19 protein-coding genes and 1 tRNA gene are annotated in these 21,913 nt (G+C 65.5%); 14 read left to right on the top strand and 6 right to left on the bottom strand.

What is annotated here, in order from left to right:
* Positions 1–331 precede the first annotated feature (331 nt).
* Positions 332–577, top strand: a complete 246-nt coding sequence (locus QRQ56_RS07110; protein ID WP_438738683.1) for a pentapeptide MXKDX repeat protein — start codon at positions 332–334, stop codon at positions 575–577.
* A gap of 138 nt (positions 578–715) precedes the next feature.
* Here the strand turns inward: QRQ56_RS07110 and QRQ56_RS07105 are convergent, their stop codons facing one another.
* Positions 716–1,063 (bottom strand): DUF6481 family protein, encoded by a 348-nt coding sequence (locus QRQ56_RS07105; protein ID WP_438738681.1) that lies wholly within the window; start codon positions 1,061–1,063, stop codon positions 716–718.
* Positions 1,064–1,323: 260 nt separating this feature from the next.
* Here QRQ56_RS07105 and QRQ56_RS07100 point away from each other — a divergent pair, with 260 nt between their 5' ends.
* The 3 genes from QRQ56_RS07100 (at position 1,324) to QRQ56_RS07090 (ending at position 2,829) form a co-directional block, all read left to right on the top strand.
* Positions 1,324–1,560 (top strand): hypothetical protein, encoded by a 237-nt coding sequence (locus QRQ56_RS07100; protein WP_438738680.1) that lies wholly within the window; start codon positions 1,324–1,326, stop codon positions 1,558–1,560.
* An 89-nt stretch (positions 1,561–1,649) separates the two neighbouring features.
* Complete coding sequence (locus QRQ56_RS07095; protein ID WP_438738678.1) at positions 1,650–1,868, top strand: DUF2273 domain-containing protein; 219 nt, start codon at positions 1,650–1,652, stop codon at positions 1,866–1,868.
* 184 nt (positions 1,869–2,052) lie between these two features.
* Positions 2,053–2,829, top strand: a complete 777-nt coding sequence (locus QRQ56_RS07090; RefSeq protein ID WP_438738676.1) for a hypothetical protein — start codon at positions 2,053–2,055, stop codon at positions 2,827–2,829.
* Between the two features lie 353 nt (positions 2,830–3,182).
* Here QRQ56_RS07090 and QRQ56_RS07085 read toward each other — a convergent pair whose 3' ends face one another.
* Positions 3,183–3,344, bottom strand: coding sequence for a hypothetical protein (locus QRQ56_RS07085; RefSeq protein WP_438738675.1), 162 nt, complete (start codon positions 3,342–3,344; stop codon positions 3,183–3,185).
* Positions 3,345–3,570: 226 nt separating this feature from the next.
* Here QRQ56_RS07085 and QRQ56_RS07080 point away from each other — a divergent pair, with 226 nt between their 5' ends.
* The 3 genes from QRQ56_RS07080 (at position 3,571) to QRQ56_RS07070 (ending at position 6,239) form a co-directional block, all read left to right on the top strand.
* Positions 3,571–3,720, top strand: coding sequence for a hypothetical protein (locus tag QRQ56_RS07080; protein ID WP_438738673.1), 150 nt, complete (start codon positions 3,571–3,573; stop codon positions 3,718–3,720).
* A gap of 313 nt (positions 3,721–4,033) precedes the next feature.
* Complete coding sequence (locus QRQ56_RS07075; protein ID WP_438738671.1) at positions 4,034–5,701, top strand: autotransporter outer membrane beta-barrel domain-containing protein; 1,668 nt, start codon at positions 4,034–4,036, stop codon at positions 5,699–5,701.
* Between the two features lie 319 nt (positions 5,702–6,020).
* Positions 6,021–6,239 (top strand): hypothetical protein, encoded by a 219-nt coding sequence (locus tag QRQ56_RS07070; RefSeq protein ID WP_438738669.1) that lies wholly within the window; start codon positions 6,021–6,023, stop codon positions 6,237–6,239.
* Between the two features lie 127 nt (positions 6,240–6,366).
* On the opposite strand, the gene QRQ56_RS07065 is transcribed toward QRQ56_RS07070, so the two are convergent.
* Complete coding sequence (locus tag QRQ56_RS07065) at positions 6,367–6,594, bottom strand: DUF2171 domain-containing protein (RefSeq protein ID WP_438738667.1); 228 nt, start codon at positions 6,592–6,594, stop codon at positions 6,367–6,369.
* Between the two features lie 116 nt (positions 6,595–6,710).
* Here QRQ56_RS07065 and QRQ56_RS07060 point away from each other — a divergent pair, with 116 nt between their 5' ends.
* Positions 6,711–7,994: a hypothetical protein gene (locus tag QRQ56_RS07060; protein WP_438738665.1), complete on the top strand. Its 1,284-nt coding sequence runs from the start codon at positions 6,711–6,713 to the stop codon at positions 7,992–7,994.
* A 19-nt stretch (positions 7,995–8,013) separates the two neighbouring features.
* Here QRQ56_RS07060 and QRQ56_RS07055 read toward each other — a convergent pair whose 3' ends face one another.
* Both QRQ56_RS07055 and QRQ56_RS07050 read right to left on the bottom strand, forming a co-directional pair.
* Entirely contained in the window at positions 8,014–8,256 is a 243-nt protein-coding gene (locus QRQ56_RS07055; RefSeq protein WP_438738663.1) for a hypothetical protein, read from the bottom strand.
* A 118-nt stretch (positions 8,257–8,374) separates the two neighbouring features.
* Positions 8,375–8,451 (bottom strand) — tRNA-Arg (locus QRQ56_RS07050).
* 404 nt (positions 8,452–8,855) lie between these two features.
* Here QRQ56_RS07050 and QRQ56_RS07045 point away from each other — a divergent pair.
* The 6 genes from QRQ56_RS07045 to QRQ56_RS07020 all read left to right on the top strand — a co-directional run bounded on the left by QRQ56_RS07045 (position 8,856) and on the right by QRQ56_RS07020 (position 20,048).
* Positions 8,856–14,060 (top strand): alpha-2-macroglobulin family protein, encoded by a 5,205-nt coding sequence (locus tag QRQ56_RS07045; protein WP_438738661.1) that lies wholly within the window; start codon positions 8,856–8,858, stop codon positions 14,058–14,060.
* An 89-nt stretch (positions 14,061–14,149) separates the two neighbouring features.
* Positions 14,150–16,258, top strand: a complete 2,109-nt coding sequence (pbpC, locus tag QRQ56_RS07040; RefSeq protein ID WP_438738659.1) for a penicillin-binding protein 1C — start codon at positions 14,150–14,152, stop codon at positions 16,256–16,258.
* 51 nt (positions 16,259–16,309) lie between these two features.
* Positions 16,310–18,052 carry an ArnT family glycosyltransferase gene (locus QRQ56_RS07035; RefSeq protein WP_438738657.1) on the top strand — a complete coding sequence of 581 codons (1,743 nt, stop codon included), beginning with the start codon at positions 16,310–16,312 and terminating at the stop codon, positions 18,050–18,052.
* 1 nt (position 18,053) lies between these two features.
* Positions 18,054–18,899: a phosphatase PAP2 family protein gene (locus tag QRQ56_RS07030; RefSeq protein ID WP_438738655.1), complete on the top strand. Its 846-nt coding sequence runs from the start codon at positions 18,054–18,056 to the stop codon at positions 18,897–18,899.
* A 64-nt stretch (positions 18,900–18,963) separates the two neighbouring features.
* Positions 18,964–19,713 carry a glycosyltransferase family 2 protein gene (locus QRQ56_RS07025; RefSeq protein ID WP_438738653.1) on the top strand — a complete coding sequence of 250 codons (750 nt, stop codon included), beginning with the start codon at positions 18,964–18,966 and terminating at the stop codon, positions 19,711–19,713.
* Complete coding sequence (locus QRQ56_RS07020) at positions 19,710–20,048, top strand: lipid-A-disaccharide synthase N-terminal domain-containing protein (protein ID WP_438738651.1); 339 nt, start codon at positions 19,710–19,712, stop codon at positions 20,046–20,048. Before QRQ56_RS07025 ends, QRQ56_RS07020 begins: the two co-directional genes overlap by 4 nt.
* A gap of 9 nt (positions 20,049–20,057) precedes the next feature.
* Here the strand turns inward: QRQ56_RS07020 and QRQ56_RS07015 are convergent, their stop codons facing one another.
* The gene (locus QRQ56_RS07015; RefSeq protein WP_438738649.1) at positions 20,058–21,749 is read right to left on the bottom strand and encodes a Na/Pi cotransporter family protein; all 1,692 of its coding nucleotides are present in this window, start codon (positions 21,747–21,749) and stop codon (positions 20,058–20,060) included.
* Positions 21,750–21,913 lie beyond the last annotated feature (164 nt).

Here is a 21,913-nt window from a genome sequence, read left to right as displayed (position 1 = left end):
GGTTCTTCGAATGGTTCTTGTTTGGCGCGATGAGGCGGGGTCATCCGACCGGTGCGTAGGCCCATCCTAGCCGGTCTTTCACCCGATATTCTCTCATCTGATAGTTCGAGACCGAATGCCGCGGCAAGTGCCGGGCGTGCTGCGCTGCACACTTCCGAGTGGGCTGCACACTTCCGAGTGGGCTGCGCGCGCCGGCATGGGCCGAACGCTGGATGGCGGAGAGCTCGCTGAAATTTATTGGCGGCGGCGTAACAACGACCGCTTGCGATCCGTCGAGACTGGATAGCGGCGTCCGTCGCTGACAAACACCATCCCGAAGGGAAGATGAACCATGACCATTCGCACCCGCATCGTGCTCGGCGTCTCGGCTGCCGCTCTCTCGCTTGGCCTTGCGCTGTCGCCGGCCGCCTTTGCCCAGGACAAGATGGGCAAGGACGACGGCATGATGAAGAAGGACACGATGTCCAAGGACGGCATGATGAAGAAGGACACCATGACCAAGGACGACGGCATGAAGAAGGATCACATGTCGAAGGACGGCATGAAGAAAGACGACGGGATGATGAAGAAGAACTGATCTTCGCCCGTTCGCGATCGCGGCGTTTGGCAAAAGGCAAACGCACGTGCGAATGTTTGGGGCGGTCGTCTCGACCGCCCCAAAATATGTGTTGTTTCAATTTGAATTGAACACGACCTGCGAAGGTCGTGCGTCAAGTTACTTGCGCTTGGCTTTGCGGGCCGCGTAGCGCGCATCGCGCTTGGCCTTCTGCTCGGCTTCGAGGGCCGCGGCCTTTTCCACGGTTTCCTGGGCCTCGCGGGCAACCCGCTCGGCTTCGGCGACCTTGGCTTCTTGCTCGAGGCGCTTCTGCTCGGCCCTTTCAGCCTCACGTGCAGCCTTGGTGTCGGCGCGCTTGGCCGCGAGGGCTTCACGCTCGGCACGTCGTGCCGCGACCGCCGGATCGTCGTGAGCCGGCTGCGACTTGAACTTGTTCAAAAGATTTTTGCGGGCTTCCTGCGCCGCCTTTTGCCGGTCTGTGAAGCCGGGTTCCCTGAATCCACTCATCGACGAGCCTTGTCTTCCTCGCTTTCGATCCTACATCACTGCCAGTTGGTACGTCGGCTGGGCATAGCAGGCGCCGCACGACGCAGAAGCGTGTACATCGCTGCGCGTCGCGAAGCCACCCATAATCGCAGCCGATCAGGTCAACGGAAATCGCCACCCCCCGACGATCTCTCGTAGCCCGGAAAAACTGCCGAATTGTGATGTCCCTCATAAGGGGCCACGAGGGCGACGCCTAGCGTCCGCCCACACGGAGCACGGGCATGACGATCTCAAGATTAACCCTCAAGGCACTCGTAATCGCCTGCGCACTGGTCGCCGTGGCCGGTGCCATGCTGCTGCTTGGGCGTCCGCAGCCCATCGAAAGTGCCGTTTTGGGGACCGACTGGGAGTGCACCCAGACCGCGTTCGTGCTCACAACCTGCGCACCGCGGGCCCAGCAGGCGATCCCGGCCGTTGAAACCTCGCGCAAGGACGTGATCCGGGCGACCCGGGGCTGAGCCGCGGGAGGCTGGACCGATACGGCCGATCGGATGTGACGGGACGTCGCAGAGGTGATAAGTCGGCTAGCCCCCGCGATCAGGTAGCCATGTCCACGTCCGAGCCCGAACCGGGCGAGAAACCGAAATCCAGGTCGAAGCCTCCATCCGGTGACAACCGCCGCGGCGCGATCGCTGGCCTCGTCATCGCGATCGTCATCCTCGCTATCGGCTGGTGGCTGGCCCGCGACCTCACCGCGGCCAGCAAGATGCAGGACTGCGTGATGTCCGGGCGCCGCAATTGCAACGTGATCGAGCCGGCTAGCTAGATGCGCGCCGCAGTCCGCTGAGCCGAAAAAATGCCGCGATCTTAATCATTTGTAACGGGACTTCGCCGACTTAAGCAGGTCAGCTATGTCCGCCGGCATCAAGCCGGGTGCGATCCGAATCGTCTATCGCGCCAGGCACCACGGCGATCGCGAGAGCCATCGAGAGAGTAGGGGGTAAGCACGCATGAGTGCGTCCAGCCGCATGAACATCATCATTCCCTTGGTTTCGGCCATGTCGTTGCTCGCGCTGTCGGCGCAGGCCCAGGACGCCAGGCCACCGCGGGACGCCGGCCAGCCTCATGCCGGCCCCGGCGCCGGGGCGCCGCCTCCGAGCAATCAGAATATGCGCAAGGGTCCGCCGCCACAGCAGGCGGCCCGGCCGGCCCCGCAGCCGGGTGCACAGCCCCATGCGGGTCCCGGTCCACACGGTGCCGGCGGTCCGCCATCGGGACGGTATGTCGCCCGCGGCGGTCCCGCTCCGGCGCGCGACTGGGGCGGACATGCCTATCGCGGCCATCAAGCCTGGGATGGCGGGCGCTGGCGCCACGAAGTCCACAACGGCCGCTCCGGCTGGTGGTGGGACGTTGGCGGCGTCTGGTATTATTATCCGCAGCGGATGGCTGGCCCGCCCGCCTACATCTCGGAAGAGTACTACGACGACGTGCCGGTGGCTTACGCGCCGCCACCGCCTCCGGTCGCCTATGCACCGCCCCCGCCGCCGCCCCCGGCTGATCCCGGCGCGAGCGCGCTTGGCGGCGCCATCGTCGGCGGCGTGCTGGGCGGACTGATCTCCGGCAATGCGACCGGTGCCGCTGCGGGCGCGGTTCTCGGCGGCGCAACCGGCGCCATCGCGGGCGCCACCGCCGCATCCCAGCCCGGCTACTACTGGGCCCAGGGCAATTGCTACTATCGCTATCCGGACGGCCAGTACGTGCCGGCCGATCCGCGGGCCTGCCGTTAAGGCAGCGGCTGCATCCTGATGTGGAAGAGGCGGGCGAAAGGCCCGCCTCTTCTGTTTTGGCTCGAACAGGTAATTGTCGGGAAGCCCATGTCGTCGCCGCGTTCGGCGTCGCACAACAAGTGCCTCAAAATAGCGCTTGGCTCCCGGTGCCGCTTCACGCGATTCTCAAAAGAAAAAAATTGGGTGGGAATTGATTCGCGGGGACGTGGGACATGCTGGATGCCATCCAGATCAGCTTGGCGCTTTGGGCAATGATTGTGTGCGGGGGAATCAAGCTGGGGCAAGTGATGCACTGCCTGCTTTAGTTCATCCCGGCGACGAGCCTCGATCGAGGAGAGACATGTCGCCGGAAATCAGGCCACCAGCCAGTTGAAGAACGCCATCGTGCCCCAGACGAGGGCGGCGATCCAGGCCAGCATCACGATGCCGATGGTCCCGAGATAGGCGATGCCGAGCAGGTCGCTTTTTCGTCGCGGCGTCGGGACGTTTGCTGAGGCTGCTGCGTGTTGTGCCATGACGGAAACACCATCGATGTCATCGGGCTGCTGAAAGCGTCGAGGGATGGTTTAACCGAGATATCCGCCCAAGACTGTGACGCCATTCACAGATGGTACGAATGAAGCCGGCCTCATGGCTTCGCACCCCGCGCATGCGCGGGCGGTGGGAGGAGGGCGCAACCCCGCAATCATACGGACGAAATTGCCATGCGCTTGTCCAGATGAGCGAGCTAGGGTCCGCCGCATGTGTAGCAAGTACGACCCACAGCGTGAGGCCGAGGCCGCGATGAAGCGCGCCGCGGAATCGGAAGGCGCCGACCGGCAGCGCCTGATCCAGATCGCTTTGGCCTGGCACGAACTGGCCCGCGACCGCCGCGACGAGCCGGCGGACTGATGGCGTTCGGCGCCGGTCACCGTCGCCGGCCTTCAATTTCGGATAAACGCGACGGAGCCTCGCGATGACATTGTCGCCGCGGTCCGTCCTGGCGTGACCGCAAGATGTTCGCGCTAGAACGAAAAATCTAGTTATTCCAATGCCGTAATACGTCCAGCTGCCAAACTATGTGGTTTTTTTGTTACGTTTGATCGCCAATTGTTGCTGTGAACCGAAGATCAATTGCGGATGCTCCTCCGTTCGACGTATTGATTGATGTTTCGATATTGATAGCCGTTCATTCGTTTTCTCAGAAATTTCAAAGGGGGTGGGAATGAAGCCGCTCACGATTCGCAAAGCCTTTTGGCTCGGCAGCGCAGCTCTTCTGGCGCTGGGGACGTCGGCCCAGGCGCAAAACATCGACACCACTCCGCAATGGAACGGCACGACTTTCATTTCCAGCTGGGGCGTTCCAAATACGGCGACGTATGGCCAGACCATCACGCCGACCAACAATCAGACCCGGCTCTCCGGGTTTACCTTCTATCTGTCGCAGACCAGCGGAACGGCGCCGCAGTATCAGGCCTTCATCTACGCTTGGGATACCGGCAATCAGCGCACCACCGGTTCGGCGCTGTTCAGTTCTAGCGTTTTCACGGCTCCGAGCAGCGCGACGTACACGCCGGTGTCGATCAACACGGGCAGCGTTGCGCTGAGCCCTGGCCAGCAATACGTCCTGTTCCTGACGACCTCGACGGTCACGGGCCAGCCAAACAGTTCGTACAAGTATGGCGCGCTTACCAACAATACCGCTTACACTGGCGGCCAGTTCGTATTTCAGAACAACGGCGCGAACTTCTCCCAGTTGAGTTCGAATACCTGGAGCAACATCGCCGAAGATCTTGCGTTCCAGGCCTTCCTCTCCGGCGGCAACACCGGCGAAAACCTCGCCCAGGCGCAGTCGGGTGCGTTCCAGCTCGGCAACTCCTATCTCTCGCTGCTGACCGATCCTTTTGCGACCAACAAGATCTCCACGACGGGCACGATGAGCTATGCCGCCGAGAAGCCGGTGCCGGCAGCCGTGCGCTCGGCTTTCGGCGCCTATATGAAGGCGCCACCGCCGATATTGGCCTATGTCCCGCATTGGGATGTCTGGGGGGCAGCTTTCGGCGGCGCCAACAACACCAGCGGCAGCGTAGCGTCGGGTTCGTCAGACGTTTACACCCGCGTGGGGGGCGTCGCAGCCGGCGCGGATTACCGCTTCAACGCCGACTCGCTGATCGGCTTCTCGCTCGCCGGTGGCAACATTAACTGGTCGCTCACGCCGACGGTTGCTGGCGCCGGGCAGGGCGGCGGTACCAGCGATACATTCATGGCGGGCGTCTACGGCAAGTACGGCGCCGGACCCGGTTACATCTCTGCCGCGGGCACTTACACCAACTACTGGATGGGCACTAGCCGGTCCACCACACCGGGCCTCGACCTCTACAAGGCAGATTTCGAAGCCCAGGGGTGGGCGGGGCGTATCGAGGGCGGCTACAAGGTCGGCCAGTACTGGACCGTCAACTGGACGCCCTATGGCGCGATCCAGGGCCAGTGGTTCCGTACGCCTGGCTACGCCGAGACGACCGCACTGGGCGCGCCGGCGCTGGCGCTTACCGTCGTCGGCCGCACCGCGACTGCGTATCGCGGAGAGGTCGGTCTGCGCACCGATAAGATCATGCCGGTCAATGGGGGGCAGCTGAACCTGTTCGGCAAGTTTGCCTACGCCCATGACGAGATCAGCAATCCGTCGGCAACGCTCAACTTCGTCGGTTTGGGCGGCGGTGGTGCGCCGTTCACGGTATTCGGCGCACTGCCCTCGCGTGACCTGGCTCTGACCACGGCCGGCGCGGAATGGCGCACCGCGAGCGGCGTCTCGTTCCTGGCGAAGTTCGATGGTGAATTCGGCGATCGGTCGCAGACCTACTCGGGCACGGGCCGCATTCGTTACACTTGGTAGGCGGGGGCTCGCCGGGGCTGATGAAGGGGTGAGGCCGGGCATGGCCCGCCTCGCGCTTTTGCTTTTCCGAGGCCGCGACAGCAGGCGGACATGAGAAAGCCCCGTGCTCGGGGGATAAGCACGGGGCCTTTCAAAGCCGATCGGGGCTGGCAGATCGGCACCACGCGATTTCTTGCCATCAACGTGCCGGTCGTGAACCCGTTCCACGCGGTCTGCGCTTTTTATTCGTGATGTGTTCGATGCGCCGCTTGATGCGCGGAGCGGCCGCGCCGGTCGGGTGCAAGGAGGAACATCCGTTCCTTGCGGACGTTGGCCGGCTATGACCGCCCCCGAGTTGCGCGCACAGTCTTTCGAGATCGCCTGGAAATATCTCGACCGCTCGGGTCTGCTTTCGGGCGAGCACAGGGAGGCGGCCCGCTTCATCCTGAACCGGATCGACCGCATGATGCTGCGAGGTGAGCGGCGCAGGCTGCTGCTGTCGAACGCTGCGATCGATGCATACCGCTTGCGGCCGGTGCTCGTGACTGTCGATGCCTGACCAATTGGATCGATGAAACGCGGCATTAAGAATGCGCCGCGTTGATTTTTCCGGTTACGATTCGTGCTTTGCGAACGAAACAGAGTCGGACCGTGAACAAACGAAAGGCCCCGAAGGGCTTTTTGTCTCAAGCGGCTTCAGTCTTCGGGACGGCGTCGGCATTCACCGAAAGCTTGACGACATCACCTTCGACCGCACCGACATATTTCGTGTCGATGTAGTGATGATGGTCGTTGTGACCTTCCGGGCTGTCCTTCCGCGTCAGCTTGATGCGATTGCCCTCGAGGCGATCGACGGTGCCGACATGTGCGCCGTCCTTGCCGATGATTTTCATGTGCTCTTTGATATCAGCCATGTGGTCCTCCTTGCGGGGGTTCAACTGCTGACATCGACGATCGTTGCAGTCGGCGTAGATAGGACCCAGCGCGCTTTACGCACGTTGGACGTCCGATCGGATTTGCCAAGAGGCGCATGGAGACCATTCGGGCCTATCTGGAACGAAAGCACAGGGAACTCGGGCTGTTGAACGATTGCCTGAGGCAGCGGCTCGATTTGCCGTATCCGCGTTCGGTCGATGAGGTCGTCAGGTCCAAATTCCAGATCGCAGCGGCGCTGAGAGCCGAGCACGAACTGCACGAATGGCGGGCGACGGAGACGGCCTGGTCGCATACGGCCGATCCCGCCAGCGGGCCTTTCGAATTCAGTTATGACTACCAGCGGGCCGATCTGACGGTCAGCGGTCCGTCATTCCATGAGCTCGACCCCGACTGCACGGGCACGGCGGTTTACACCTCCTCGGGCATGGCGGCGATCTCCGCCGTGCTGTTCGCCTCGGTGCAGATCGTCGGGAAGGCCGATATCCTGGTCCTGCCTGGCTGCTACGGCGAGACGCTGGAGTTGATCCGCGGCTTTGTTCGTCCTTTGCGGCTCGTGCCGTTGAAGATGCCGCTGGGCGATGCGCCGGCTGCTGCGGATTCGCCGCGAATTCTTCTGTTGGATTCGTGCTCCGTCGCCGGCGCTTTCGAGGCGGCTTTACGCAGTGACGGCTCCGGCCTCGATCTTCTGATCTGCGACACCACATGCTTTGCGGGCAGGTCGGGCCGGATCCGGCGTGTCCTCCGGTGGGCTCGGCGCTACGGACTTCCGCTGGTGCTGGTGCGCAGCCACACCAAGCTCGATTCGCTTGGCGCGGAATATGGGCGGCTCGGTTCGGCGGTCTTCGTGCACGACAGGGCGCTTGAACCACGGGCGGAACATCTTTTGACGGGGCTTGCTGCCGAAACGCGCAACGCGGTGCGACTCCTCGGCGGCGCGGCGCTGCCGGCGCACTTCCCGCCCTTCGTGGGCAGCGCGACTTACTGGGGCCTCACGAAGCGGCGCGTTGCGGCGATCCTGCGCAACGGTCGACGCGCGGCCCGCCATTTTGCGGCAGAACTTCCGGCACTCTCGGCCGAGCTCCATTTCACCCACGGTCTCTACGTTACTCTCCAGGGAAGGCGCCCCCTGGACGAGGCGAGCGCACGGCAGGCTGCCGAGGACATGAGCGAGCAATTGCGTGGAGAAGGCTTCCCGATCCGCCACGCCGGCAGCTTCGGTTTCGACTTCGCCGCGACCGAATGGTTTCATAATTCGGCGACCAACCAGTACAGCGTTCGGGTGGCGGTGCCGGATTTGCCGACGGAGCTATGGGGCGATCTCACCGCGGCCATTGCGCGGTGGTGGCGGACCCATCAGTCGGCAGGCGGCGAAGGCTGATGGTCGTGCGGAAGGGCGGTCAGTCCACCGCCAGGCAGTGCTCCACAACGGGTTTCTCGTGGCCGCGGCGCGCCCATTCCTGAACGGCGAAGGCAATGTGATGCTGGCCCATCGCCGCGCCGACGATGGAGGCCTGAGCCACCTTGATCGGCTTTGTGACCACACTGGTGTTCACCACGCCTGCGTCTATCGCCAGATACGACATCGCCCCGATCGCCACCACGGATGCGATCGCCATTCTCGTCAGTTCGGATTGCTGCATCAAAAAACCTGCCGGGCGCAATTCGCCCGGCGCATAGATAGGGCTGATCTGCGCCGCTCAAAGGCCGGCACATGGTTACCCACGCGTTCGTGAAGGCACTTGATCGGTGAATGAGACTTGGCGATCCCGGCAGGATTCGAACCTGCAACCCTCAGAGTAGAAATCTGATGCTCTATCCAGTTGAGCTACGGGACCGTCTTGAACCGTCCCGGCGTCGGGGGCGGCTGGTCGTCTACCATGCCATTATGAAAAATTGGGTGTTTCGCCAAGCCTGAACCGAACCCTTTTCCTCAATGCCGCGACAAAGCGAGACGGTGGCATGTCAGGGTGCCGGGTTGAGCGGCCGCGGACTGGACGATGGATCACATCGCCGGGAACGCTGGCCAGCTTCCGGGATGTGGCCGCCGGTCGACGGGTCGGGTATTGCTGCGCCATCAGGACGGCGTGTGCGGCGGTATCTTGATCGGTCTCCTCTGGGCTTGCCTTTCCATGGCGAATGCGACGATTTGCACCTTTGGTTCCATCGCCTTGAGTCCGTCACCTTTCCGCGCATTTCATGCTGCCTGCGGGCGGCTGTCCGCGATTTCCGGGAGTCCATAATGATCGGTCTTGTTCGCGCCGTCACAATCTGCGCCACGCTGGCGCTCGGCCTTTGCGCGGCGCACGCCGCCGACAAGTCATTCAAGCGCGACGACCTCGCCGATTCCGCGATCAAGCTTGAAGCCCAGATCAAGAGCGAGGCCGGACCGGTCGCCAAGACCAACGCGACGCTGAAGACGGACGCCGACGCCGCCTTCCGGCGCAATGATTACCGCACCGGCCTGTCGGTGCTCGGCCAGATCGCGGCCACCACGCCGGAGGACACCGGCAACTGGCTCCGGCTTGCCAAGGTCATCTTCCAGATCTCACCGAAAAGCTCGAGCGAGCAGACCTTCCTGCTGGAGCGCGCCTCGACCGCGGCCTACATCGCCTATCAGCGCGCCGGCAATCCGGGCGAGGAGGCCGATGCGCTCGCCGTGCTCGGCAAGGCGCTGGCTGAACGCAAGCTATGGCGGCCGGCGCTGGATGCGCTGCGGCTGTCGCTCGACATGCGCGAGGTCGCCGACGTTCGCGGCCAATATGAGAAAATGCGCGACGAGCACGGCTTCCGCCTGCTCGACTACACGGTGGACTCGGATTCGGCGAGCCCGCGCGCCTGCTTCCAGTTCTCCGAGGAATTGGCCAAGCGCACCGATTTCGCGCCGTTCCTGGCGCTGGCGGGGCAGGACAAGCCGGCGCTCTCGGCCGAGGGCAAGCAGCTCTGTGTCGACGGCCTCAAGCACGGCGAGCGCTACAACATCAATCTGCGCGCCGGCCTGCCCTCCACGGTGAAGGAGGGCCTGCCGAAATCGGCCGAGTTCAACATCTATGTGCGCGACCGCAAGCCGTTCGTGCGCTTCACCAGCCGGGCCTATGTGCTGCCGCGAACCGGCCAGCGCGGCATTCCCGTGGTCAGCGTCAACACGCCCTCGGTCAACATCAACGTCTTCCGGATCGGCGACCGCAACCTGATCAACACGGTCGTCGACAGCGACTTCCAGAAGACGCTGTCGAAATACCAGCTCAGCGATCTCGGCGACGAGCGCGGCGTGAAAGTCTGGACCGGCGAGCTCGCGACCGCGATGACGCTGAACCAGGACGTCACCACGGCATTCCCGGTCGATCAGGCGCTCGGCGAGCTGCAGCCCGGCGTCTATGTGATGACGGCTGCTGCCAAGGGCCCGGGCTCGGACGACGAGTACCAGCTTGCCACGCAATGGTTCATCGTCTCCGATCTCGGCGTCACCGCCTATTCCGGCAATGACGGCATCCATGTGTTCGTGAACTCGCTGGCGTCGACGGAACCGGTCGGCAAGGCCGAGGTGCGGCTGGTCGCCCGCAACAACGAGATCCTGGCCACCCGCAAGACCGACGAGTCCGGTCATGTGCTGTTCGAGGCCGGCCTTGCGCGCGGCGAGGGCGGCCTGTCGCCGGCGATGCTGACGGTCACCGGCGAGAAGGCCGATTATGCCTTCCTCAGCCTGAAGACCTCGGCCTTCGACCTCTCCGACCGCGGCGTGTCCGGCCGCGCGGTGCCAGCAGGTGCGGATGCCTTCGTCTATGCCGAGCGCGGCGTCTACCGCTCCAGCGAGACCGTCTATCTCACCGCGCTGCTGCGCGACGGGCAGGGCAATGCCGTGAGCGGCGGCCCGATGACGCTGGTGATCGAGCGCCCCGACGGCGTCGAATATCGCCGCGCCGTGCTGGCCGACCAGGGCGCCGGCGGCCGTTCGCTGGCCGTGCCGCTCAATTCAGCGGTGCCGACCGGCACATGGCGGGCGCGCGCCTTCACCGACCCGAAGGGCTCGTCGGTCGGCGAGACCACTTTCATGGTCGAGGACTATGTCCCGGATAGGATCGAATTCGACTTGTCCGCCAAGGACAAGCTGATCAAAGCTAACACTCCTGTGGAGCTTAAGGCGGACGGTCATTTCCTCTACGGCGCGCCGGCCTCGGGGCTTGCGCTCGAGGGCGACATGCTGATCGCGCCCGCAAGCGCGCGGCCGGGCTTTGCCGGCTACCAGTTCGGCGTCGCCGACGAGGAGACCAGTTCGAACGAGCGCACACCGCTGGAGAACCTGCCCGAGGCCGACGCCAATGGTGTCGCGACCTTCCCGGTGACACTGGACAAGCAGCCGACCTCGACCCGTCCGCAGGAAGCCCAGATCTTCGTGCGCATGGTGGAGACCGGCGGCCGCGCCGTCGAGCGCAAGATCGTGCTTCCGGTCGCGCCCAGCGTGGCACAGATCGGCATCAAGCCGCTGTTCGGCGACAAGAACGTCGCCGAGGGCGACAAGGCCGAGTTCGACGTCCTGTTCGTCTCGCCCGAGGGCGAGAAGCTGCGTCGTGACGGCCTGCGCTACGAGCTCCTGAAGATGGAGTCGCGCTACCAATGGTATCGCCAGAACAATTACTGGGAGTACGAGCCGGTCAAGTCGACCTCGCGCGTCGCCGACGGTGACGTGACCGTTGCGGCCGACAAGCCGGCGCGGATTTCGCTCAGCCCCCAACCCGGCCGCTACCGGCTCGACGTGAAGTCGAACGATGCCGATGGCCCCGTGACCTCGGTGCAGTTCGACGTCGGCTGGTATTCCGACGGCAGCGCCGACACGCCGGACCTGCTGGAGACCTCGATCGACAAGCCGCAATATTCCTCCGGCGACACCATGACCGTGTCGGTCAATGTCCGCAGTGCCGGCAAGCTCACCATCAACGTGCTCGGCGACCGCCTGCTGACGACGCAGACCATCGACGTCAAGGAAGGCACCGCCCAGGTGAAGCTCCCGGTCGGCAAGGACTGGGGCACGGGTGCCTATGTGGTGGCGACGCTGCGCCGTCCGCTCGATGCCGCGGCCCAGCGCATGCCGGGCCGCGCGATCGGCCTGAAATGGTTCGGGATCGACAAGCAGGCCCGCACCCTGCAGGTGAAGCTGTCGCCGCCGGCACTGGTCCGGCCGAATTCGACGCTGAAGATCCCGGTCAAGCTCGACGGGCTCAACCCGGGCGAAGACGCCAAGATCGTCATCGCCGCGGTCGACGTCGGCATTCTCAATCTCACCAATTACAAGCCGCCGGCGCCGGACGATTATTATCTCGGGCAGCGCCGCCTCTCCGCGGAGATCCGCGATCTCTACGGGCAATTGATCGACGGCATGTCCGGTACGCGCGGCCAGATCAAGTCCGGCGGCGACGCCGGGGCCGCCGAGCTGCAGGGCTCGCCGCCCACGCAAAAGCCGCTGGCGCTCTATTCGGGTATCGTCACGGTGTCCGCCGACGGCACGGCCGAAGTGGACTTCGACATTTCGGAGTTCGCCGGCACCGCGCGCGTGATGGCCGTGGCGTGGACCGCGACCAAGCTTGGCCGCGCCAACACCGACGTCGTGATCCGCGACCCCGTGGTGCTGACCACGACCCTGCCGCGCTTCCTGCTCAATGGCGATCACGGCACGGTCAATCTCGAGGTCGACAATGTCGAGGGCCAGGCCGGCGACTACGTCATCAACGTGAAGACGGGCGGACCGGTGAAGATGACCGGCAACCCTGCGACCACGGTCAAGCTCGCCGCCAAGCAGCGCAACTCGTTCTCGCTCGCGGTCGACGCGACAGCGGCGGGGCAGGCGACGCTCGACGTCGACATCAAGGGGCCGAACGGCCTGACGCTGGCGCGGCACTACGCGTTCGACGTCAAGGCGGCGACGCAGGTGCTGGCGCGGCGCTCGATCCGCACGCTGGCGAAGGGCGAGAGCCTGACGCTGACCTCCGACATGTTCTCCGACCTCGTGCCGGGCACCGGCAGCGTCTCGGTGTCGGCGAGCCTGTCCACCGCGCTCGACGCCGCGACGATCCTCAAGGCGCTCGATCGCTATCCCTATGGTTGCTCGGAACAGATCACGAGCCGCGCCATGCCGCTGCTCTATGTCAACGACCTCGCGGCCGGCGCGCATCTGGCCATGGACACCGAGGTCGACCAGCGCATCCGCGACGCCATCGAACGGCTGCTGGCGCGTCAGGGCTCCAACGGCTCGTTCGGCCTGTGGTCGGCCGGCGGCGACGATGCCTGGCTCGACGCCTATGTGACGGACTTCCTGACCCGCGCCCGTGAAAAGGGCTTTGCGGTGCCGGACGTGCTGTTCAAGAACGCGCTCGACCGTGTCAGGAACTCGGTCGTCAACGGCAATGAGCCGGAGAAGGACGGCGGCCGTGATCTCGCCTATGGCCTCTACGTGCTCGCCCGCAACGGCGCGGCCCCGATCGGCGATCTCCGCTATCTCGCCGATACCAAGCTCGCCAACCTCGCAACTCCGATCGCGAAGTCGCAGCTCGCCGCGGCGCTCGCGCTCGTCGGCGACCGCAACCGCGCCGAGCGGGTCTATGGTGCCGCGCTCGACAGCCTCGCGCCGAAGCCGGTGCTGGAGTTCGGCCGCACCGACTACGGCTCGCAGCTCCGCGATGCCGCGGCGCTGGTGTCGCTCGCCAGCGAAGGCAACGCGCCGAAGGCGACGCTGACGCAGGCGGTGTCGCGGGTCGAGACCGCGCGCGGACTGACGCCCTACACCTCCACGCAGGAGAATGCATGGCTGGTGCTGGCGGCGCGGGCGCTGGCCAAGGAGAACCTGTCCATGGAAGTGGACGGCCAGCCGGTCAAGACCGCGCTTTATCGCAGCTACAAGGCCGCGACGCTGGAGGGCAAGCCGCTGAAGATCACCAACACCGGCGATGCGCCGGTGCAGGCGGTGGTCTCGGTGTCGGGCTCGCCGGTGACGCCGGAACCGGCGGCATCGAACGGCTTCAAGATCGAGCGCAATTACTTCACGCTCGACGGCAAGCCCGCCGACATCAGCAAGGTCAAGCAGAACCAGCGCTTTGCGGTGGTGCTGAAGATCACCGAGGCCAAGCCGGAGTACGGCCACATCATGGTGTCCGACTATCTTCCGGCGGGACTCGAGATCGACAATCCGAAGCTGGTGTCGTCAGGCGACAGCGGCACGCTGGACTGGATCGAGGACGGCGAGGAGCCTGAAAACACCGAGTTCCGTGACGACCGCTTCACCGCGGCCGTGGACCGGGCCTCGGATTCCAAGGCGGTGTTCACCGTCGCCTATGTCGTGCGTGTGGTCTCGCCCGGCAAATACGTGCTGCCGCAAGCCTATGTCGAGGACATGTACAATCCCTCGCGCTATGGGCGCACGAGTACGAGCAGCGTCGAGGTGCGGGCGGCGAAGTGAGTGAGATGAGCGAAGGCGCGCCACAAATTCAGTCGTCATGCCCGGGCTTGTCCCGGGCATCCACGAACTGTGGCGCTGCGAGTAAGAACGTGGATGGCCGGGACAGGCCCGACCATGACAGGAGAGGGCGGATCATCTTTCGTCTCCTCTCCGCCGCCGCGTTCACCTTCATCGTCGCCATCATCGGTTTCGTCGGCTGGGTCTACTCGCTCGGACCTCTCCCGCTCGACGAAGCCCGGCAGGTCTCCACCACGATCGTCGATCGCAACGGCAAGCTGCTGCGCGCCTATGCGATGGCCGACGGCCGCTGGCGTCTGCCGGTCGACGCCAAGACGAGCGTCGATCCGACCTATCTCAAGCTGCTGCTCGCCTATGAAGACCAGCGCTTCTACGCCCATGACGGCATCGATCCGTTGGCGCTGGGGCGGGCCGCCTTGCAGCTCACGACGCGCGGCCACATCGTCTCGGGCGGCTCGACTATCAGCATGCAGCTCGCGCGGCTGATGGAGCCGCGGAGGCAGCGTTCGCTTTATGCCAAATTGCGGCAGATGGTGCGCGCCATCGAGATCGAGCGCAGCCTGAGCAAGGAGCAGATCCTCGATCTCTATCTCGCGCTGGCGCCTTACGGCGGCAATCTCGAGGGCATCCGCGCCGCCTCGATCGGTTATCTCGGCAAGGAGCCGAAGCGCCTGTCGCTGGCCGAAGCCGCATTGCTGGTCGCGCTGCCGCAATCGCCGGAGACGCGCCGCCTCGACCGCCATCCCGACGCCGCACGCAAGGCCCGCGACCGCGTGCTCGATCGCATGGTCGAGGAGCAAGCGGTCAGCGCAGACGACGCGAGGCAGGCCAAGGCCGTGCCGGTGCCGAAGCTGCGCAAGCCGATGCCGATCCTTGCGCCGCATGCCTCCGACTCCGCGCTGTCCACGGTCAAGGACAAGCCGGTCATCAAGCTAACGCTGGATGCGAACCTGCAGAAGGTGCTCGAGCCGCTGGCGCGCGACCGCGCCATTGCGCTCGGTGCGAACATCTCGGTCGGCATCATCGTGGTCGACAATGAGAGCGGCGACGTGCTCGCCCGGGTCGGCTCGGCCGACTATTTCGACGAGAGCCGGGCCGGGCAGGTCGACATGACCCGTGCGATCCGTTCGCCGGGATCGACGCTGAAACCCTTCATCTACGGGCTCGCTTTCGAGGACGGCTTCGTTCATCCGGAGAGCCTGATCGATGACCGGCCGGTGCGCTTCGGCTCCTACGCGCCGGAGAACTTTGACATGACCTTCCAGGGCACGGTGCCCGTGAGGAAGGCGCTGCAATTGTCGCTGAACGTGCCGGCGATCGTGCTGCTCGACCGCGTCGGCTCGAGCCGGCTGGCCTCGCGGCTGCGCCAGGCGGGCGGCAATCTGGTTCTGCCCAAGGACGAAGCGCCCGGGCTCGCCATGGGGCTCGGCGGCGTCGGCGTGACGCTGCAGGATCTCGTGCAGCTCTACACGGGCTTCGCGCGCCTTGGCACCACCAAGCCGCTGCGAGAGATCATGGCGGACGGGGACGACCGCGAGCCGCTCCGGCTGCTGGATCCCGTCGCGGCGTGGCAGGTCGGCAATGTGCTGCTGGGAACGCCGCCGCCGGAGAACGCCGCTCACAACCGTATCGCCTTCAAGACCGGGACCTCCTACGGCTATCGCGATGCCTGGTCGGTCGGGTTCGACGGCCGGATGACCATCGGCGTCTGGGTCGGCCGGCCCGACGGCGCGCCGGTCCCGGGCCTGATCGGGCGCGTCGCTGCCGCACCGATCCTGTTCGACGCCTTCGCCCGCACCGGCAAGACGCTGGCTGCCTTGCCGAAGCCACCGAAGGGAACCCTGGTCGCTGGCAATGCCAAGCTGCCATTGCCGCTGAAGCGGTTCCGCCCCGTCGGAGAGCTGGTGCGGACCGGCCGCGAGCAGGCGCTGCACATTCAGTTTCCGCTGAACGGCTCGCGGATCGATGTCGATCGTTCTGCCGGTCCGGAGAGCGCAGCGATGCCGGTCAAGGTCGCCGGCGGCGTTCTGCCCATGACCGTCATGGTTAACGGCACCGCGCTCGGAGAGATCGACGGCCGCCGCCAGCGCCTGATTGATCCGCCGGGTCCGGGCTTTGCGCGGCTCACCGTGATCGACGCCACGGGCGCCGCGGACACAGTCGTCATTCGAATTCAATGACCTTGGCCTTAACCGGTTGTCGGAATGGCGGTTTCAGCGTAAGCGGAACCAATGGCCGAGACCTATCCCAGCCCCCGTTTTGGAGCGCCCCGCGAGCCGAAATCGCCCGTAAATCCGGGCAGCCGGCTCGTGCTCATGCTCGACCTCGCGACGGCCAGCCATGCCCGCGCCGTCGCCTTTCTGCTGCTGTGCGCTCTGCTGTTGTTCCTGCCGGGATTCTTCACGATCCCGCCAATCGATCGCGACGAGGCGCGGTTCGCGCAAGCCACCAAGCAGATGGTCGAGAGCGGTGACTATGTCGACATCCGCTTCCAGGAGGACGTCCGCTACAAGAAGCCGGTCGGCATCTACTGGCTGCAATCGGTTGCGGTTGAAGCCGCCTCGGCGCTGAAGCTGCCGAAGGCCGAATTGCGGATCTGGGTGTATCGGCTGCCCTCGCTGTTGGGGGCAATCGGCGCGGTGCTCATGACCTATTGGGCCGCGCTCGGTTTCGTCACGCGGCGCGCCGCGGTGCTGGCCGCGCTGTTGATGTGCGCCTCCGTGCTGCTCGGCGTCGAGGCGCGGCTCGCCAAGACCGACGCGATGCTGCTGTTCTGCGTCACCGCGGCGATGGGCGCGATGGCCCGCGCCTATCTGTCCTGGCAGCGCGCCGAGGACGAGACGCATCCCCCGTGGAGCTGGCCTGCGATCTTCTGGACCGCGCTCGCGGTCGGCATCCTGATCAAGGGGCCGCTGATCCTGATGTTCGCGGGCCTGACCATCGTCGCGCTCGCGATCCAGGACCGCGATGCCTCCTGGCTGTGGAAGCTGCGTCCGCTCTGGGGCCTGATGTGGATGCTGGTGCTCGTGCTGCCCTGGTTCGTCGCGATATTCTGGCGCGCCGGAGACGCCTTCTTCGCCGATTCCGTCGGCGGCGACATGCTCAGCAAGATCGGCGCCCAGGAATCCCATGGTGCGCCGCCCGGACTGTACCTCGCGCTGTTCTGGATCACGTTCTGGCCGGGCGCGCCGCTCGCGGCGATGGCGGCGCCTGCGGTGTGGCGGGCGCGGCGCGAGCCCGGCGCACAATTCCTGCTGGCCTGGCTGATCCCGTCCTGGATCGTGTTCGAGGCGGTGCTGACCAAGCTGCCGCACTACGTGCTGCCGCTCTATCCGGCGATCGCCATCCTCACCGCCGGTGCGGTGGAGCGGCGGGTGCTGTCGCGCTCCTGGCTGATGCGCGGCTCGGCCTGGTGGTTCGCGATCCCCGCGGCCGCCTCATTTATCGCGGTGGTCGGCGCGGTGATGCTGACGCGGCAGCCCGCCTTCGTGGCCTGGCCGTTCATCGCTGCGTCGCTGATCTTCGGCCTGCTTGCCTGGTGGCTCTACGACAACAATCACGCCGAGCGCTCGCTGCTCAATGCGCTGGTCGCGGCGCTGATGCTGGCGGTGACGGTCTACGGCATCGTGTTGCCCTCGCTGGTGCCGCTGTTTCCGAGCATCGAGGTTGCACGCGCGCTCCGCAACGTCACCTGTGTCGGCCCGAAGGCGGCGGCAGCAGGCTATCACGAGCCGAGCCTGGTCTTCCTGACGGGCACGCAGACCCTGCTCACCGACGGTTCGGGCGCGGCGGACTTCCTGCGCCAGGGAAGCTGCCGCTTCGCGCTGATCGAGCAGCGCTCGGAGCGCAGCTTCGTCCAGCGCGCCGAGGCGATCGGGCTGCGCTACAAGGTCGGCACGCGCATCGACGGCTATAATTTCTCGCAAGGCCGCGCGATCTCGATCTCGATCTTCCGCTCGGAAGGCACCGAATAGGATGCCTGTTACGACCAGCCCCGCGCCGCGCCCGTTCTATCCAGCCCAATTGCTCGCCGTGTCGGGCCGGGCGCTGGCGCAGCTCGTTCGCACGCCCTCGCATTCACGCCGCGCGGAGGCCGCGCGAAAGCTGGCGCGGCATTCGCTGTGGCTCAGCGCGGCGGGCGCGGCCCTCGTCATCGTGCTGATGGTCGCCTTCGACCAGACCGAGATCCAGCTGATGCCGGCGCGCGGCACGCCCGCTCTGTGGCCGATCCGCATCCTCACCGACTTCGGCAAGGACGAGTATCTGCTCATCGCATTGGGAGCTGCGCTGGTGGTGCTGGCTCTGGTTGCGGCCGGGCTGCACGGCACACGGCGCGCGCTGCTGCTCGGGCTCGGCACGCGCGTGCAGTTCCTGTTTCTGTCGATTGCCGTGTCGGCATTCGCCGCGGAGATCCTGAAATACATCGCCGGGCGCGGACGCCCTTTTGTCGGCGGCAAGGCCAATCCCTTCAACTTCGTGCCGTTCGAGGGCAGCGGTGCTTACGCGAGCCTGCCGTCGGGCCATGCCGTGGCCGCTTTCGCGCTGGCGTTTGCCGTCTCGGCATTGTGGCCGCGCCTGCGCGTGTTCATGTTCACTTACGCAATCGTGATCCTGTTGACCCGCCTGGTGCTGCTCGCGCATCACCCGAGCGATGTCGCGGCCGGCGCCCTGGTCGGCATGGTCGGCGCCATGGCGGTCCGTTATTGGTTCGCGGCGCGGCGGCTGGCCTTTGCCATCCGCGCCGACGGCACCATCGTGCCTCTTCCGGGGGCGGTCTCGGGCCGTCTCAAAAGGGTTGCCCACGGGGCATCCGCCCCATAAAAGCGGCTGCCTGCCGGGACCTCAGGTTCCCCGGGGCGGACCCATTCCAACCACGAGCCTCGATTTGTCGTCCCAGCCTTCGGTTTCCCAGCCTTCGGTTTCCATCGTCGTTCCCGTGCGCAACGAAGCCGACAACATCGCGCCGCTGATCGCGGAGATCGGCGCGGCGCTCGATGGCCGCTGGCCCTATGAGATCATCTACGTCAACGACGGCTCGACCGACGCAACTGGCGAACGGCTCGCGGCGCTCATGGCTGAGCGGAACAATCTGCGCCAGCTCCGCCACGCCAGGTCAGGCGGCCAATCGGCGGCCGTGCGCAGCGGCGTGCGCGCGGCGCGGGGCGCGATCGTGGCGACCCTCGACGGCGACGGCCAGAACAATCCGGCCTTCCTGCCCGACCTGATCGCGGCCGTCGAGAAGGGAGCAGGGCGCGTCGGCCTCGCCGCGGGACAGCGCGTCGGGCGGAAGGATACCGGCTTCAAGAAATTCCAGTCGCGCGTGGCGAACGGCGTCCGCAACGCCATCCTGAAGGACGGCACGCGCGATACCGGCTGCGGGCTGAAGGCGTTCCGGCGCGAGGTCTTCCTGATGATGCCCTATTTCGACGGGCTGCATCGTTTCCTGCCGGCGCTGGTGCGCCGTGAGGGCTACGACATCGCCTATGTCGACGTGATCGACCGGCCGCGCCATTCCGGCGTGTCCAATTATGGTTTCTTCGACCGGCTGTGGATCGGAATCATGGATCTCGCCGGCGTCTGGTGGCTGATCCGCCGCAAGAAGCCGACACCAGAAGTGACTGAGGTGAACGCATGATCATCCAATACGGTCAGGCGCTGAGCAATTATCTCTACGACGTCTTCGTCGCCAAGTTCGATTTCTGGCTGGCGTTCGGCCTGGTCGCGCAGCTGTTCTTCACCGCGCGCTTCCTGGTGCAGTGGATCGCGAGCGAGCGCGCCGGCAACAGCGTGGTGCCGATGGCGTTCTGGTTCTGCTCGATGGGCGGCGGGCTGATGACGCTGGTTTACGGCGTCGTGAAGCGCGAGCCGGTCATCATCCTCGGACAATCGCTCGCGACCATCATCTATATCCGCAACATCATGCTGATCGTGAAGAACCGCGGCAAGGCTTCGAAGACGCTGGAGCGGTGAGGCACCGCGCTAACGCGGCACCGCCGAGGCCGTGCCCGACGCGGGCAGGGCGGCCGTCTCCGCCTCGGTCCTGCGATAGGGCACGCCGGCCGCGTCCAGCACGGGATAGGCGACCGAGCAGATGTGCGAGTGGATTCGCCTGAGATCGCGCAGCACGTCCAGATGCAACGACGTCGTCTCGATGGTTTCGGGGCGGCCCTCGCGCAGGCGGTCGAGATGGCGCTCGACGGCGGCAAGCTCGGTGTTGCGCAGCGCGGTCTTTTCCACCAGCAGCTTGCGCGCCTCGTTGGCGTCGCCCGACATGAAGACGCCGAAGGCGATCCGCAGCGAGTCCATCGTGCGCTTGTGGAAGGCGGCGAGCTCGTCGGCTCCCTCCGCCGAGAACTGGAAGCGCCGCTTGATCTTCTTGGTGGCGAGCTCGCTCAGGCTCTTGTCGATGATGTCGCCGATATGTTCGAGGTTGATGGCAAAGGAGATGATCTCCATCGCCCGCTGTCCCTCGCTCTCGTCGAGGCTGCCCCGCATCAGCTTGGTCACGTAGAGCTTGATGGCCTCGTCGAGACCGTCGACGAAATTGTCCATCTTGGTGACCTGGTCGACCAGCGCACGGTCGCCCGTCATCATCGCGGCCATCACCTTGCGCAGCATGACCTCGACGAGGTCGCCCATGCGCAGCGTCTCGCGGGCAGCGTCGGCGAGCGCCAGCGACGGCGTCTCGAGCGCGGTCTCATCGAGATAGCGCGGCTTGGCCGGGTCGGCCTCCTGCACGCGATCCGGCAGCAGCCGGGTCAGCAGGCGCGACATGGAGTCGAGCAGGCCGATGAAGAGAATGGCGGTGCCGACATTGAAGGCGATGTGGAAGGCCGCCGTCATCCTGGCGAGATCGGGCTGCCAGGCATGCATGTGCTCGGCGATCGTTCCCAGGAAGGGCAGGACGAGGGCAATGCCGATCACGCGGTTGACGAGATTGCCCACGGGAAGGCGATAGCTCGCAGCGTTGTCACGCTTGGCGCCTTCGAACACGGGATTGATGGCGCTGCCGAGATTGGCCCCGAGCACGAGGGCGAGCGCGGCGTAGGGCGTAATGAACTGCGAATAGGCCAGCGACATGATCAGGAGCACGCTGGCGACGCTCGAATGCACCGCCCAGGTGACCAGGGCGGCGATGGCGATGCACAGGATCGGATCGCCCGTGATGGACGACATCACGACGCGCACGCCGGGCGCGTTCTCGGCCGGCGCCAGGGTGTCGAGCAGGATGTGCAGCGAGAGCAGCATCAGGCCGAGGCCGATGCAGACGCGGCCGATGTCCTTGATCCGCGAGCGCGGGCCGGAGCGGAAAGCGACGAGGCCGAGCACGAACAGGACGGGCGCGACGGCCGCGATGTTGAACGACAGCACCTGGACGATCAGCGTGGTGCCGACATTGGCCCCGAGCATGATGGCGAGTGCCGCGGCGAGGGTGACGAGCCCCTCGGCCGCGAACGAGCTCGTGATCAGGGCGGTCGCCGTGCTGCTCTGGAGCAGGGCGGTGAGGCCGATGCCGGCAGCAAAGGCGCTGGCGCGGTTGCTCAGCGCCTTGCCGAGCAGGCGCCGCAGGTCGGGGCCGAAGGCGCGCAGAATCCCGCTGTGGACCATATGCAGGCCCCACAGCAACAAAGCCACGCCGCCCATAAGATCGAGCAGAACCAACGTTCCCATGCTCCGTGTCCGGATAAGAGTCGATTGGTGAGGCTAGCGCCAAATGCTTGAGGTTCAAACCATTTGTTGGCACGTCGGCGTTAACGTTTGCGAGGGCCTCGCGTTCCCGCGGCCCGCCTCGGGCCCGCGAGGCGCGCGATGGCGCGTCGGCAGGCGCATTGCCC

The organism is Bradyrhizobium sp. U531 (assembly GCF_051710265.1).
Taxonomy (GTDB): domain Bacteria; phylum Pseudomonadota; class Alphaproteobacteria; order Rhizobiales; family Xanthobacteraceae; genus Bradyrhizobium.
The sequence above is the reverse complement of the archived record's forward strand: the minus strand, read 5'-3'. Positions and strand labels throughout refer to the sequence as shown.

What these genes read in the sequence shown, in the direction of transcription:
- QRQ56_RS07110 (WP_438738683.1), top strand. Translation starts at nt 332, where the DNA reads ATGACCATTCGCACCCGCATCGTGCTCGGCGTCTCGGCTGCCGCTCTC.
- QRQ56_RS07105 (WP_438738681.1), bottom strand. Translation starts at nt 1,063, where the DNA reads ATGAGTGGATTCAGGGAACCCGGCTTCACAGACCGGCAAAAGGCGGCG.
- QRQ56_RS07100 (WP_438738680.1), top strand. Translation starts at nt 1,324, where the DNA reads ATGACGATCTCAAGATTAACCCTCAAGGCACTCGTAATCGCCTGCGCA.
- QRQ56_RS07095 (WP_438738678.1), top strand. Translation starts at nt 1,650, where the DNA reads ATGTCCACGTCCGAGCCCGAACCGGGCGAGAAACCGAAATCCAGGTCG.
- QRQ56_RS07090 (WP_438738676.1), top strand. Translation starts at nt 2,053, where the DNA reads ATGAGTGCGTCCAGCCGCATGAACATCATCATTCCCTTGGTTTCGGCC.
- QRQ56_RS07085 (WP_438738675.1), bottom strand. Translation starts at nt 3,344, where the DNA reads ATGGCACAACACGCAGCAGCCTCAGCAAACGTCCCGACGCCGCGACGA.
- QRQ56_RS07080 (WP_438738673.1), top strand. Translation starts at nt 3,571, where the DNA reads ATGTGTAGCAAGTACGACCCACAGCGTGAGGCCGAGGCCGCGATGAAG.
- QRQ56_RS07075 (WP_438738671.1), top strand. Translation starts at nt 4,034, where the DNA reads ATGAAGCCGCTCACGATTCGCAAAGCCTTTTGGCTCGGCAGCGCAGCT.
- QRQ56_RS07070 (WP_438738669.1), top strand. Translation starts at nt 6,021, where the DNA reads ATGACCGCCCCCGAGTTGCGCGCACAGTCTTTCGAGATCGCCTGGAAA.
- QRQ56_RS07065 (WP_438738667.1), bottom strand. Translation starts at nt 6,594, where the DNA reads ATGGCTGATATCAAAGAGCACATGAAAATCATCGGCAAGGACGGCGCA.
- QRQ56_RS07060 (WP_438738665.1), top strand. Translation starts at nt 6,711, where the DNA reads ATGGAGACCATTCGGGCCTATCTGGAACGAAAGCACAGGGAACTCGGG.
- QRQ56_RS07055 (WP_438738663.1), bottom strand. Translation starts at nt 8,256, where the DNA reads ATGCAGCAATCCGAACTGACGAGAATGGCGATCGCATCCGTGGTGGCG.
- QRQ56_RS07045 (WP_438738661.1), top strand. Translation starts at nt 8,856, where the DNA reads ATGATCGGTCTTGTTCGCGCCGTCACAATCTGCGCCACGCTGGCGCTC.
- QRQ56_RS07035 (WP_438738657.1), top strand. Translation starts at nt 16,310, where the DNA reads ATGGCCGAGACCTATCCCAGCCCCCGTTTTGGAGCGCCCCGCGAGCCG.
- QRQ56_RS07030 (WP_438738655.1), top strand. Translation starts at nt 18,054, where the DNA reads ATGCCTGTTACGACCAGCCCCGCGCCGCGCCCGTTCTATCCAGCCCAA.
- QRQ56_RS07020 (WP_438738651.1), top strand. Translation starts at nt 19,710, where the DNA reads ATGATCATCCAATACGGTCAGGCGCTGAGCAATTATCTCTACGACGTC.
- QRQ56_RS07015 (WP_438738649.1), bottom strand. Translation starts at nt 21,749, where the DNA reads ATGGGAACGTTGGTTCTGCTCGATCTTATGGGCGGCGTGGCTTTGTTG.